The sequence below is a fragment of the uncultured Xanthomonas sp. genome, from assembly GCF_964278005.1.
GTDB lineage: Bacteria > Pseudomonadota > Gammaproteobacteria > Xanthomonadales > Xanthomonadaceae > Xanthomonas_A > Xanthomonas_A sontii.
The window spans coordinates 148,787-160,687 of sequence record NZ_CAXYKF010000028.1; the positions used below are offsets into that span (position 1 = coordinate 148,787).

The following is an 11,901-nucleotide window of genomic DNA, read 5'->3' on the forward strand; positions in this document are numbered from 1 at the left end:
GCAGGATGGATCAAAAAGTGAACTTGTAAGTCTAGCAAGGTCTCGGGTTACATGGAAGCCCGCGGAACCGCAAGGTTCCGCAAGCCCGGCATGGGGAGTGTGCCCATGCTCCGGCGCCGGACGTCGTTGGCGAGGCGTTGTATCCACCCTGCCGCCCGCGCTACTCCAGCGCAGGACCACCACGTCTCACCCGCGCACGAGACCGCTGCACGGGCCGCCCTTCAAGTCGGAAGACTGCGCCCGGGACCCGGGGGCGTCTTCGCGGAAGGATTCAAACAGTATAGCAATCAACCGCGGGCAAAACCGCCGCCGCGCGAGCCGCCCTTGAGGTTGGCCTTCTTCAACAGGCTCTCGTACTGGTGCGACATCAGGTGCGCCTGGATCTGCGCGATGAAGTCCATCACCACCACGACCGCGATCAGCAGCGAGGTGCCGCCGAAGTGGAACGAGGTGCCAAGCTGGGCACGCATCACTTCCGGCAGCAGGCACACGATCACCAGGTACACCGAGCCGGCCGCGGTCAGGCGGGTCAGCACGCCGTCGACATAGTCGGCGGTGGCCTTGCCCGGACGGATGCCTGGAATCAGCGCGCCGGACTTCTTCAGGTTGTCCGCGGTTTCCTGCGAGTTGAACACCAGCGCGGTATAGAAGAACGCGAAGCCGATGATCAGCGCGGCGAACACGATCATGTGCACCGGCTCGCCCGGCCCCAGCGCGTTGGCGATGCGCTGCAGCCACATACCGAACGTGCTGTTGGAAGCGGCCTGGCCCGACCACATCGACAGCGTCGCCGGGAAGGCGAGGATGCTCGAGGCGAAGATCGGCGGAATCACGCCGGCCATGTTGAGCTTCAGCGGCAGGAACGAGGTCTGGTTCATGTACGCGTTGCGACCGCCCTGGCGGCGCGCGTAGTTCACCGTGATCCGACGCTGCCCGCGCTCGACGAACACCACGAACAGGGTGAAGGCGAGGATGGTCAGGACGATCAGCAACAGCGAGATGAAGCTCATGTTGCCGTCGCGGTAGGCTTCCACGGTCTGGATCGCCGCCGCCGGCAGGCCGGCGACGATGCCGGCGAAGATGATCAGCGAGACGCCGTTGCCGATGCCGCGCTCGGTCACCTGCTCGCCGACCCACATCAGGAAGATGGTGCCGGCGGTCAACGCGATCACCGCGGTGAGCACGAAGCCCATGCCGGGGGCGTACACCACCGGCGCGCCGCCGGGTGCGGTCTGGTTCTGCAGCGCCAGGGCGATACTGCCGCCCTGCACCACCGCCAGCAGCACCGCGCCGATACGCGAATACTGGGTGATCTTGCGCCGGCCCGACTCGCCTTCCTTCTGCATCGCCTTCAGCGACGGAAAGATGTGCGTGGCCAGCTGGATCACGATCGATGCCGAAATGTACGGCATCACGTTCAACGCGAAGATGCTGAAACGGTGCAGGGCGCCGCCCGAGAACATGTTGAACATGTCCACGATGCCGCCGCCCTGCGCCTGCATCAGCGCAAGCATGGCTTCGGGATTGACGCCCGGCACCGGCACGTAGCAGCCGATGCGATAGACGATCAATGCGCCGAGAACGAACAACAGGCGCTGGCGAAGTTCCGTGAACTTGCCGAGCCCGCCGCCGAGGTTACCCATGCCAGCCTGCGCCATCTGCGTGTTACTCCTGCACGCTGCCGCCGGCAGCTTCGATTGCCGCCTTGGCACCGGCGGTCGCCGCAACGCCCTTCAGCACGAACTTCTTGGTCAGTTCGCCCTTCAGGACCACCTTGGCCTTCTTCGCGGTGCTCGGGACCAGCTTCGCGGCGCGCAGCGCAGCGAAATCGATCTCGCCGGCCGGCAGGTTGTCGAGCTGGTAGGACAGCACTTCGGCGGTGTCCTTGGCCATCTTCGAACGGAAGCCGATCTTCGGCAGACGGCGCTGCATGGGGGTCTGGCCGCCTTCGAAGCCGGCCTTGATCTTGCCGCCGCCCTTGCGCGCGAACGAACCCTTGTGGCCGCGGCCGGCGGTCTTGCCGAGGCCGGAACCGATGCCGCGACCGACGCGGGTGCGCTCGGTACGCGCGCCCGGCGCGGGCTTCAGATCATTCAGATGCAAAGTCATGGTCGATTACTCCTCAACCTGGACGAGGTACTGAACCTTGTTGATCAGGCCGCGCACTTGCGGGCTGTCCTTCAGTTCGCGCACATCGTTGAGCTTGTTCAGGCCCAGGGCACGCACCGACAGGCGGTGACGCGACTGGGTACCACGCAGGCCGCGCACCAGGCGCACCTTGACGGTCTTGGTGGATTCATTAGCCATGGGTCAGATCCTCCACCTTCTTGCCGCGCTTGGCCGCGATGCGGGCCGGCGACTGCATGTCTTCCAGGCCGCGCAGGGTGGCGCGCACCAGGTTGATCGGGTTGCGCGAACCGACGGCCTTGGCCAGCACGTTCTTCACGCCCACCGCTTCCAGCACGGCGCGCATGGCGCCGCCGGCGATCACGCCGGTACCTTCCGAGGCCGGCATCATGAACACGCGCGCAGCGCCGTGGCCGGACTTCACCGGGTGCCACAGGGTGCCGTTGTTCAGATCGATGTTGAGCATGCCCTTGCGCGCATACTCCATCGACTTCTGGATCGCGACCGGCACTTCGCGCGCCTTGCCGTAACCGAAGCCGATCTTGCCGTTGCCGTCGCCGACCACGGTCAGCGCGGTGAAGGTGAACTGGCGACCGCCCTTGACCGTCTTGCTGACGCGGTTGACCGCGACCAGCTTCTCGATCATGCCGTCGTCGACTTTCTCTTCGCGGTTGCGGTCGCGATCACGACCCCGCGGTGCACGCTGTTCTTCAGCCATTGTGATGTCCTTGATAGAGGAAAAGATTTACGGCTTCGTTGCCGCTTGTGGTTGTGGTCTGGAGCCGTGTTCCCCGGACGCGCGCAGAAGGCGCGCCAAGGTCCGATGCAGCCCGCATCGGCGGGACGGACGCGGCATCGCCGCGCCCGCAAGGATCAGAACTGCAGGCCGCCTTCGCGCGCGGCGTCGGCCAGCGCCTTGATGCGGCCGTGGTAGCGGTAGCCCGAGCGGTCGAAGGCGACCTTCTCGACGCCCGCGGCCTTGGCGCGCTCGGCGATCAGCTTTCCGACCTTGGCGGCGGCGTCGCTGTTCTTGCCGTTCTTCAGGCCGTCCTTGACGTCGGCCTGCAGGGTGTTCGCCGCGGCGAGGACCTTGGAGCCGTCGGCGGTGAAGACCTGCGCGTACAGGTGCTGGCCGGTGCGCAGCACCGACAGACGGGCGACGCCGAGCTCGCGGATGTGGGCGCGGGTCGACTTGGCGCGACGCAGGCGGGCGATGTTCTTGTTGATGCTCATGGTATGTGTCCTAGGAAAGCTGAAGGGGAACAGGCTTTTGCAGTGGAGAGTCCGGCCATGGATGGCCGGGCTCCTCGCAGAAGGACCTGCCTTAGGCCTTCTTGGCTTCCTTGCGAATGATGGCTTCACCGGCGTACTTCACACCCTTGCCCTTGTAGGGCTCCGGCGGACGGAAACCGCGGATCTTGGCGGCGACTTCGCCGACGCGCTGCTTGTCGGCGCCCTGCACCAGGATCTCGGTCTGGGTCGGAGCGGCCAGGGTGATGCCTTCCGGCGCGCTGAACACGATCGGGTGCGAGAAACCGAGCGCCAGGCTCAGGTCCTTGCCCTGCATCGTGGCACGGTAGCCGACGCCCACCAGCTCGAGCTTGCGCTCGAAGCCCGCGGACACGCCCTGCACCATGTTCGCCAGGATGGCGCGAACGGTGCCGGTGATGGCGATGTGCGACGGATCGTTCGCCGACAGCGTGGCGACCCCGTTTTCCTGCTTGATTTCGACGCCGGCCGGCTTCGGCAGCGACAGGGTGCCCTTCGGGCCCTTGACGCTGACCTGATCGGCCTGGACGGTGAGTTCGACGCCCTTCGGGAGGGAGATCGGCTTCTTGGCTACGCGGGACATGTGAGTGCTCCTTCCCTTAGGCCACGAAGCACAGGACTTCGCCACCGACGCCGGCCTGACGGGCCTGCGCATCGGTCATGATGCCCTTGGACGTGGAAATGATGGCAACGCCCAGACCGCCGAGAACCTTCGGCAGCTCGGTCTTGCCGCGATACTGGCGCAGACCCGAACGCGAAACGCGCTTGAGCGTATCGATGACCGGACGGCCCTCGAAATACTTCAGCACGATTTCCAGTTCGGACTTGTTGTTCTCGATCGCGTTGACGCGCAGATCGCTGATGTAGCCTTCGGCCTTCAGCACTTCCGCGATCGCAACCTTGATCTTGGAGGACGGCATCTTCACCGTCGGCTTGCCAACCGCGGCCGCATTCTTGATGCGGACCAGCAGGTCGGCGATGGGATCAGTCATGCTCATGGTGTCTACCTTTGAGTGCACCGATATCCGCTTTCGCGAAAATCTTGTGTGGTGGAGCGGTGGAATGACGCAGGGGGTGAAGCGCGCAACCGCCGGAGGAACCCGCGGCGGCTGCCATACCCGTCCCTGCCGCGAGGCAAGGAGCGGGAGTATACGACAAAAAGTCCGACTTGCGTCGGACTCGTTGTCTGAACGACACGCGGGCGGCTAGACCGCCCTGCCCGGCCCCGCGAACGGGACCGGCGCCGCTGGCATTACCAGCTGGCCTTGCGCAGGCCCGGAACGTCGCCGTTCATGGTCGCCTTGCGCAGCATGTTGCGGCCCAGGCCGAACTTGCCGTACACGCCACGCGGGCGGCCGGACAGTTCGCAACGGGTGCGCTGGCGGCTCGGCGACGAATCGCGCGGCAGCTTCTGCAGCTTGGTCACGGCCTCGGCCTTCTCGTCGTACGAGGCGGTGCCGGAGGCGATGATCTTCTTCAGCGCATCACGCTTGTCGGCGAACTTCTTCGCCAGCTTCTTGCGCTTGATGTCGCGGTTGACCATGGAGGTCTTTGCCATCTGTAAATCCTCGGGATTCGAGAGTGGGGATTGGAGATTTCCAGAATCCGGGATGTGACGGGCGCAGCGCCCTTTCCATCCCGAATCCCGAATCCCGAATCCCGTCTGTCAATCAGTTACGGAACGGGAACTTGAACGCTTCGAGCAGCGCCTTGGCTTCGGCGTCGGTCTTGGCGGTGGTGGTGATGGCGATATCCATACCGCGGATCGCGTCGACGGCGTCGAAGTCGATTTCCGGGAAGATGATCTGCTCCTTCACGCCCATGTTGAAGTTGCCGCGGCCGTCGAACGAACGCCCCGAGACACCACGGAAGTCGCGCACGCGCGGCAGCGAGATGTTGATCAGGCGGTCCAGGAACTCGTACATCTTGGCGCGACGCAGCGTGGTCTTGCAGCCGATCGGCCAACCATCGCGGATCTTGAACGACGCCACCGAGATGCGCGACTTGGTCACCACCGGCTTCTGGCCGGAGACCTTGGCCATGTCGGCGACAGCGTTTTCCAGGATCTTCTTGTTCGTCGCGGCTTCGCCCACGCCCATGTTCAGCGTGACCTTGACCAGCTTCGGCACTTCCATCGGATTGGTGTAACCGAACTTCTTCATCAGAGCCGGTACCACTTCTTCCTTGTAGATCTTTTCGAGACGGGAAGTCATTGTGTCATTCCTCAGGCGTCGAGCGCCTCACCGCTGGAGCGGAACACACGCAGTTTGCGTCCATCCTCCAGCACCTTGAAGCCAACGCGGTCGCCCTTGCCCGTGGCCGGGTTGAGGATCGCAACGTTGGAAATATGGATCGACGCTTCGCGCTCGACCACGCCGCCGGCGACGCCCGCCTGCGGGTTCGGCTTGGTGTGGCGCTTGACGATGTTCGCGTTGGAGACGACCACGCGGTCGCCGTCGACGCGGACGACTTCGCCCTGCTTGCCCCTGTCCTTGCCGGTGGTGACGACGACCTGGTCGCCCTTCTTGATACGGTTAGCCATGTGTATGTCCTCCGCTCACAGCACTTCGGGAGCGAGCGAGACGATCTTCATGAACTTCTCGGACCGCAGCTCGCGGGTCACAGGCCCGAAGATGCGCGTGCCGATCGGCTCCTGCTTGTTGTTGAGCAACACCGCGGCGTTGCCGTCGAAGCGGATCAACGAACCGTCCGGACGACGCACGCCCTTGCGGGTACGCACGACGACGGCGTCGTAGACTTCGCCCTTCTTGACCTTGCCGCGCGGGATCGCGTCCTTGACGGTGACCTTGATGATGTCGCCAATGTGCGCGTAGCGGCGCTTGGAGCCGCCGAGCACCTTGATGCACATCACTTCCTTGGCACCGGAATTGTCGGCGACGTCGAGGTAGCTCTGCATCTGGATCATGATTCAGATCTCCCTTATTCGGCCGCGCGGGTGACGATTTCCACCACCCGCCAGTTCTTGGTCTTGGACATCGGCGCAATCTCGGTCACGCGCACGACATCGCCTTCGTTGCAGGCGTTGTCGGCATCGTGGGCGTGGAGCTTGGTCGAGCGCTTGATGTACTTGCCGTACAGCGCATGCTTGACCTGACGCTCCACCAGCACGGTGACGGTCTTGTCCATCTTGTTGCTGACCACACGGCCTTCGACCGTGCGCAGCGTCTTGCTTTCGTTATTGTCGCTCATCGCGGCCATCCTTACTTCGTGCTGCCGAGCAGGTGCTTGACGCGAGCGATCTCGCGGCGCACCCGGCGGGTTTCGTGAGTCTTCGGCAGCTGCCCGGTGACCTGCTGCATGCGCAGGGCGAACTGCTCCTTGCGCAGATCGGTCAGGTGGGCCTTCAGATCGTCGGCCGACTTCTCGCGGAGTTGTTTGATGTCCATCAGCGTACCGTCCGGGTCACGAAGGTGGTGGTCACCGAAAGCTTGGCAGCGGCCAGGCGGAACGCCTCGCGCGCGACATCTTCGCCGACGCCTTCGATTTCATAGATCATGCGACCGGGCTGGATCTGCGCGACCCAGTACTCGACGTTACCCTTACCGGAGCCCATTCGCACTTCGATCGGCTTCTTGGTGATCGGCTTGTCCGGGAACACGCGGATCCACATCTTGCCGCCGCGCTTGACGTAGCGGCTGATCGAGCGGCGCGCCGCTTCGATCTGGCGCGCGGTCAGCTGACCGTGCGCCGTGGCCTTCAGCCCGTACTCGCCGAAGCTGACGGCGTTTCCGCTCCACGCCAGGCCGTCGTTACGACCCTTGTGCATCTTGCGGTATTTGGTTCGCTTGGGTTGCAACATTGCCGTTACCTCGCTTCACGGGCCGGACGCGACGGACGGTCGCCGCGATCGTTACGATCGTTGCGCGGGGAATCGTCCTGCTTTTCCTGGCCAACCTGGGAGAAATCGAAGATCTCGCCCTTGTAGATCCAGACCTTGATGCCGATGATGCCGTAGGTCGTCTTGGCTTCAGCGAAGCCGTAGTCGATGTCGGCACGCAGCGTGTGCAGCGGCACGCGGCCCTCGCGGTACCACTCGGAACGGGCGATTTCCGCACCGTTCAGACGGCCGGCGACGTTGACCTTGATGCCCAGGGCACCCAGGCGCATCGCGTTGCCGACCGAGCGCTTCATCGCGCGGCGGAACATGATGCGACGCTCCAGCTGCTGCGCGATCGACTCGGCGACCAGCTGCGCATCCAGCTCCGGCTTGCGCACTTCGGTGACGTTGATGTGGGCGGGGACGCCCATCATCTCGCTCACTTCCTTGCGCAGCTTCTCGATGTCCTCACCGCGCTTGCCGATCACCACGCCCGGACGGGCGGTGTGGATCGTCACGCGCGCGGTCTTGGCCGGACGCTCGATCAGGATCTTGCTGATGCCCGCCTGCGCCAGCTTCTTGCGCAGCATTTCGCGGACCTTGAGGTCGGCTGCCAGGTAACCGGCAAACTCGGCCTTGTTGGCGTACCACTTGGAATTCCAGTCCTTGGCGATACCCAGGCGGATTCCGATCGGATGAACTTTATGACCCATCGTCTTTTCCTTTCCGCTTACTTGGCGGCGCCCACAACCACAGTGATGTGGCTGGTGCGCTTGAGGATGCGGGTACCGCGGCCTTTCGCCCGCGCCATGAAACGCTTCAGGGTCGGACCTTCATCAACCATGATGGTCTTGACCTTCAGCTCGTCGACATCCGCGCCTTGATTGTTCTCGGCATTGGCGATCGCCGACTCCACCACCTTCTTGATCAGGTGGGCAGCCTTCTTGTCCGAGAACTTCAGCAGGTTGACCGCCCGCTCGGCGGAAAGACCACGGACCTGGTCGGCGACCAGGCGGGCCTTCTGCGGGGAGATGCGCGCGGTGCGCAGGATTGCTTTCGCTTCCATCGTCATCTCTCCTTACCGGCCCGACTTCTTGTCGCCACCGTGACCCTTGAAGGTCCGGGTGACGGCAAATTCGCCGAGCTTGTGGCCGACCATGTTCTCGTTGACCAGCACCGGAACGTGGTTCTTGCCGTTATGCACGGCGATGGTGAAACCCACCATCTCCGGCAGGATCATCGAGCGACGCGACCAGGTCTTGATCGGACGCTTGCTGCCGGCCGCGGCCTCCACCTTCTTGACGAGGTGGTGATCGACGAACGGGCCCTTCTTGAGTGAACGTGCCATGGTCGATTAGCCCCTACGATCGCGGACGATGAATTGTTCGGTGCGCTTGTTATGGCGCGTCTTGTAACCCTTGGTCGGGACACCCCACGGGGTGACCGGATGCGGATTACCCTGACCGGCCTTCGCCTCACCACCACCGTGCGGGTGGTCGACCGGGTTCATGGCCGCACCGCGAACGGTCGGACGCACGCCGCGCCAGCGCTTGGCGCCCGCCTTGCCCAGCTTCTCGAGGTTGTGCTCGTCGTTGCCGACTTCGCCGATGGTGGCGCGGCACTCGGACGGCACCTTGCGCATTTCGCCGGAGCGCAGACGCAGGGTGGCGTAGATGCCTTCACGCGCGACCAGCTGCACCGCGGCGCCGGCGGCACGGGCGATCTGCGCGCCCTTGCCCGGCTTCAGCTCGATCCCGTGGACGGTGGTACCGACCGGGATGTTGCGCAGCGGCAGGGTGTTGCCGGTCTTGATCGGCGCATCCGAACCCGCGATCACCTGGTCGCCGGCCTTCAGGCCCTTCGGCGCGATGATGTAGCGGCGCTCGCCGTCGGCGTAGCACAGCAGGGCGATATGGGCGGTGCGGTTGGGATCGTATTCGATCCGCTCCACGCGCGCCGGGATACCTTCCTTGTTGCGCTTGAAGTCGATGACGCGGTAGTGCTGCTTGTGGCCACCGCCGACGTGGCGGGTGGTGATGCGGCCGTGGTGGTTACGACCACCGGACTTGCTCTGCTTTTCCACCAGTGCAGCGTGCGGGGCGCCCTTGTGCAGATCGGGCGTGACCACGCGCACGGCCGAACGACGGCCTGCGGAGGTGGGCTTGAATTTCATCAATGGCATGGGATGTACCTCAGGCCTTGGCCGTTACGTCGATGGACTGGCCTTCGGCCAGACGCACGTACGCCTTGCGCCAATCGCCGCGACGACCGCTGCGCGAACGGAAGGACTTGTTCTTGCCCTTGACGTTCAACACGTTGACCGACTCGACCTTGACGTCGAACAGCTGCTCGACCGCGGCCTTGACATCGGCCTTGGTGGCTTCGTTCGAAATCTCGAAGACGTACTGATTGGAGAGTTCCTGCAGGCGCGCGGTCTTTTCGGAGACACGCGGAGCGCGCAGCACGCTGAAGATTTTTTCGTTGCTGCTCATGCCAGCCACTCCTCGACCTTCTTGACCGCATCGGCGGTGATCACGACCGTATCGGCCCCGACCAGCGACACCGGATCCAGGCCCTGCACGTCGCGCACTTCCACGTAGGGAAGGTTGCGGGCGGACAGGTACAGATGCTCGGACGCTTCTTCGGTCACGATCAGCGGGCGCTTGCCCACTTCCAGACCCTTCAGCTTCTCGACCAGGCCCTTGGTCTTGCTGGCCTCGACGTCGAACGCGTCGACGACCATCAGGCGGCCCTGGCGGTTCAGTTCCGAGAGGATCGCGCAGATGGCCGCGCGGTACATCTTGCGGTTGACCTTCTGCTCGAAGCTGCGCGGCTTGGCCGCGAAGGTCACGCCACCGCCGACGAAGATCGGAGCGGTCAGCGCGCCGTGGCGAGCGCCACCGCCCTTCTGCTTCTTCGACTTCTTGGTGGTGCCGTTGACTTCCGAACGCGTCTTCTGCGCCTTGGTGCCGGCGCGGCCGGCGTTGCGATAGGCGACGACGACCTGGTGAACCAGATCTTCGCTGAAATCGCGGCCGAACACGGCGTCGGAGACCGAGACCTTGTTGTTGCTACCCGTGATAACGAGTTCCATCGTCATCTCTCCTTATGCCTTGCTAGCCGGACGCACGATCACGTCGCCACCGGCAGCGCCAGGCACAGCGCCGCGAATGGCGATCAGGCCACGCTCGACGTCGACCTTGACCACTTCCAGATTCTGCGTGCTCTGCTGCACCGCGCCCATGTGGCCGGACATCTTCTTGCCCGGGAAAACGCGACCCGGGGTCTGGCGCTGACCCAGCGAACCCGGCGCGCGATGCGACAGCGAGTTACCGTGGGTGGCATCGCCCATGCGGAAGTTGTGCCGCTTGATGGTGCCCTGGAAGCCCTTGCCCTTGGTGACGCCCTGGACGTCGACCTTCTGGCCGACGGCGAAGATGTCCGCCTTGATTTCGCCGCCGACGGCGAACTCGCCCAGCTGCGCGTCCTCGACGCGGAACTCCCACAGGCCGCGACCCGCTTCGACCTTCGCCTTGGCGAAATGGCCGGACGCCGGCTTGTTGACCAGCGCGGCGCGACGGGCGCCCACGGTGATCTGCACGGCGCTGTAGCCGTCGGCTTCGACGGTCTTGAGCTGGGTGATGCGGTTCGGGGTCGCTTCGATCAGGGTGACCGGGATGGAGCGGCCGTCTTCGGTGAAGACGCGGCTCATGCCGGCCTTGCGGCCCACGAAGCCCAACGAATACTTCTTCGTCATGGTCGTAGTCCTCAGGTCAACTTGATCTGGACATCGACGCCAGCCGCGAGTTCGAGCTTCATCAGCGCGTCCACGGTCTTGTCGTTGGGGTCGACGATGTCGAGCACGCGCTTGTGCGTGCGGGTCTCGTACTGGTCACGCGCGTCCTTGTCGACGTGCGGGGAAACGAGGATGGTGTAGCGTTCGATCTTGGTCGGCAGCGGGATCGGGCCACGCACTTGCGCGCCGGTCCGCTTGGCCGTCTCGACGATCTCGCTGGCCGAACGGTCGATCAAACGATGATCGAACGCCTTCAGCCGAATCCGGATCTTTTGGTCCGCCATGACGGTGGGTTCCTTCGTTAAAAGAGCGACGGGCAAGGCCTCTGGGATACCTGCCCCGGTTGTTTCCTGATGTCGTACCGCAGAGCATCCGGCTCGGCGGGGGCATTCCTCCGCCCCAAAAACTGGGGCAGACCAGTCGACCCGGCCTGCCCAGACGGAAAAGTATAATGCGCAGCTAGAGCAGCGTCAACAACCCGGGGTTGTTGAGTGCTCCATGCGACGCGACCTTCCCGGTCCTGCGAACACGAGCGGCGTCCTGCCTCTCTTTTCGCTGTCTTACCGGCGCCCTACCCAGGAACGCCGAGCCGCGCATTATAGCGACGACTTCACGCCTCCGCAACACCTCGCAACAACAAATCGCCAGAACATTCGCCTGCCCGGAAACGACGAAGGGCCGGCTTGCGCCGACCCCTCGCGATGCCGGCGACCGAGGTCGCTGGCGATTCCAGCCGGCGGCCTTCGCCGCCGGAGGGCATTACTTGATGATCTTGGCCACCACGCCGGCGCCGACGGTACGGCCGCCTTCGCGGATCGCGAAGCGCAGGCCTTCGTCCATCGCCACCGGGTTGATCAGCGTCACCACCATC

22 protein-coding genes and 1 pseudogene are annotated in these 11,901 nt (G+C 64.2%); all 23 read right to left on the reverse strand.

Annotated features, from left to right (window positions below):
• Nucleotides 1-287: 287 nt before the first annotated feature.
• Nucleotides 288-1,658, reverse strand: a complete 1,371-nt coding sequence (secY, locus tag ACHWVH_RS20620) for a preprotein translocase subunit SecY (RefSeq protein WP_026143874.1) — start codon at nucleotides 1,656-1,658, stop codon at nucleotides 288-290.
• 7 nt (nucleotides 1,659-1,665) lie between these two features.
• Complete coding sequence (gene rplO / locus ACHWVH_RS20625) at nucleotides 1,666-2,109, reverse strand: 50S ribosomal protein L15 (protein WP_010340451.1); 444 nt, start codon at nucleotides 2,107-2,109, stop codon at nucleotides 1,666-1,668.
• A gap of 6 nt (nucleotides 2,110-2,115) precedes the next feature.
• Entirely contained in the window at nucleotides 2,116-2,307 is a 192-nt protein-coding gene (rpmD, locus tag ACHWVH_RS20630) for a 50S ribosomal protein L30 (protein WP_010340450.1), read from the reverse strand.
• A complete protein-coding gene (gene rpsE / locus ACHWVH_RS20635; protein ID WP_010340449.1) occupies nucleotides 2,300-2,845 on the reverse strand; it encodes a 30S ribosomal protein S5 in 546 nt (181 codons plus the stop codon). Before rpsE ends, rpmD begins: the two co-directional genes overlap by 8 nt.
• A gap of 155 nt (nucleotides 2,846-3,000) precedes the next feature.
• The gene (gene rplR / locus ACHWVH_RS20640) at nucleotides 3,001-3,360 is read right to left on the reverse strand and encodes a 50S ribosomal protein L18 (RefSeq protein ID WP_010340448.1); all 360 of its coding nucleotides are present in this window, start codon (nucleotides 3,358-3,360) and stop codon (nucleotides 3,001-3,003) included.
• Nucleotides 3,361-3,451: 91 nt separating this feature from the next.
• Nucleotides 3,452-3,979, reverse strand: coding sequence for a 50S ribosomal protein L6 (gene rplF, locus ACHWVH_RS20645; RefSeq protein WP_017908703.1), 528 nt, complete (start codon nucleotides 3,977-3,979; stop codon nucleotides 3,452-3,454).
• Nucleotides 3,980-3,995: 16 nt separating this feature from the next.
• Nucleotides 3,996-4,394, reverse strand: a complete 399-nt coding sequence (gene rpsH, locus ACHWVH_RS20650) for a 30S ribosomal protein S8 (RefSeq protein WP_010340446.1) — start codon at nucleotides 4,392-4,394, stop codon at nucleotides 3,996-3,998.
• A 254-nt stretch (nucleotides 4,395-4,648) separates the two neighbouring features.
• Nucleotides 4,649-4,954 (reverse strand): 30S ribosomal protein S14, encoded by a 306-nt coding sequence (rpsN, locus tag ACHWVH_RS20655; RefSeq protein WP_010341607.1) that lies wholly within the window; start codon nucleotides 4,952-4,954, stop codon nucleotides 4,649-4,651.
• A gap of 112 nt (nucleotides 4,955-5,066) precedes the next feature.
• Entirely contained in the window at nucleotides 5,067-5,609 is a 543-nt protein-coding gene (rplE, locus tag ACHWVH_RS20660; protein ID WP_010341606.1) for a 50S ribosomal protein L5, read from the reverse strand.
• 11 nt (nucleotides 5,610-5,620) lie between these two features.
• A complete protein-coding gene (gene rplX, locus ACHWVH_RS20665) occupies nucleotides 5,621-5,938 on the reverse strand; it encodes a 50S ribosomal protein L24 (protein ID WP_394687871.1) in 318 nt (105 codons plus the stop codon).
• 15 nt (nucleotides 5,939-5,953) lie between these two features.
• Nucleotides 5,954-6,322, reverse strand: a complete 369-nt coding sequence (gene rplN / locus ACHWVH_RS20670) for a 50S ribosomal protein L14 (RefSeq protein WP_003486699.1) — start codon at nucleotides 6,320-6,322, stop codon at nucleotides 5,954-5,956.
• Nucleotides 6,323-6,336: 14 nt separating this feature from the next.
• Entirely contained in the window at nucleotides 6,337-6,606 is a 270-nt protein-coding gene (gene rpsQ / locus ACHWVH_RS20675; protein ID WP_010341599.1) for a 30S ribosomal protein S17, read from the reverse strand.
• Between the two features lie 11 nt (nucleotides 6,607-6,617).
• Entirely contained in the window at nucleotides 6,618-6,803 is a 186-nt protein-coding gene (gene rpmC / locus ACHWVH_RS20680; protein WP_010341597.1) for a 50S ribosomal protein L29, read from the reverse strand.
• Nucleotides 6,803-7,216, reverse strand: coding sequence for a 50S ribosomal protein L16 (gene rplP, locus ACHWVH_RS20685; protein WP_003470657.1), 414 nt, complete (start codon nucleotides 7,214-7,216; stop codon nucleotides 6,803-6,805). The genes rpmC and rplP overlap by 1 nt, the downstream gene beginning before the upstream one ends.
• A 5-nt stretch (nucleotides 7,217-7,221) precedes the next feature.
• The gene (rpsC, locus tag ACHWVH_RS20690) at nucleotides 7,222-7,947 is read right to left on the reverse strand and encodes a 30S ribosomal protein S3 (protein WP_263391397.1); all 726 of its coding nucleotides are present in this window, start codon (nucleotides 7,945-7,947) and stop codon (nucleotides 7,222-7,224) included.
• Nucleotides 7,948-7,964: 17 nt separating this feature from the next.
• Complete coding sequence (gene rplV / locus ACHWVH_RS20695; RefSeq protein ID WP_003470663.1) at nucleotides 7,965-8,300, reverse strand: 50S ribosomal protein L22; 336 nt, start codon at nucleotides 8,298-8,300, stop codon at nucleotides 7,965-7,967.
• Nucleotides 8,301-8,312: 12 nt separating this feature from the next.
• Nucleotides 8,313-8,582, reverse strand: a complete 270-nt coding sequence (rpsS, locus tag ACHWVH_RS20700; protein WP_010341594.1) for a 30S ribosomal protein S19 — start codon at nucleotides 8,580-8,582, stop codon at nucleotides 8,313-8,315.
• Between the two features lie 6 nt (nucleotides 8,583-8,588).
• On the reverse strand, nucleotides 8,589-9,416 hold the full coding sequence (gene rplB, locus ACHWVH_RS20705) for a 50S ribosomal protein L2 (RefSeq protein ID WP_010341593.1): 828 nt from the start codon (nucleotides 9,414-9,416) through the stop codon (nucleotides 8,589-8,591).
• A 10-nt stretch (nucleotides 9,417-9,426) separates the two neighbouring features.
• Nucleotides 9,427-9,726, reverse strand: coding sequence for a 50S ribosomal protein L23 (gene rplW, locus ACHWVH_RS20710; RefSeq protein WP_010341592.1), 300 nt, complete (start codon nucleotides 9,724-9,726; stop codon nucleotides 9,427-9,429).
• A complete protein-coding gene (gene rplD, locus ACHWVH_RS20715) occupies nucleotides 9,723-10,328 on the reverse strand; it encodes a 50S ribosomal protein L4 (RefSeq protein ID WP_010341591.1) in 606 nt (201 codons plus the stop codon). The genes rplW and rplD overlap by 4 nt, the downstream gene beginning before the upstream one ends.
• A 12-nt stretch (nucleotides 10,329-10,340) precedes the next feature.
• The gene (rplC, locus tag ACHWVH_RS20720) at nucleotides 10,341-10,991 is read right to left on the reverse strand and encodes a 50S ribosomal protein L3 (protein WP_010341590.1); all 651 of its coding nucleotides are present in this window, start codon (nucleotides 10,989-10,991) and stop codon (nucleotides 10,341-10,343) included.
• A gap of 11 nt (nucleotides 10,992-11,002) precedes the next feature.
• On the reverse strand, nucleotides 11,003-11,314 hold the full coding sequence (gene rpsJ / locus ACHWVH_RS20725; protein ID WP_010341589.1) for a 30S ribosomal protein S10: 312 nt from the start codon (nucleotides 11,312-11,314) through the stop codon (nucleotides 11,003-11,005).
• Between the two features lie 475 nt (nucleotides 11,315-11,789).
• A pseudogene (locus ACHWVH_RS20730) lies at nucleotides 11,790-11,901 on the reverse strand (elongation factor Tu); the annotation flags it as partial.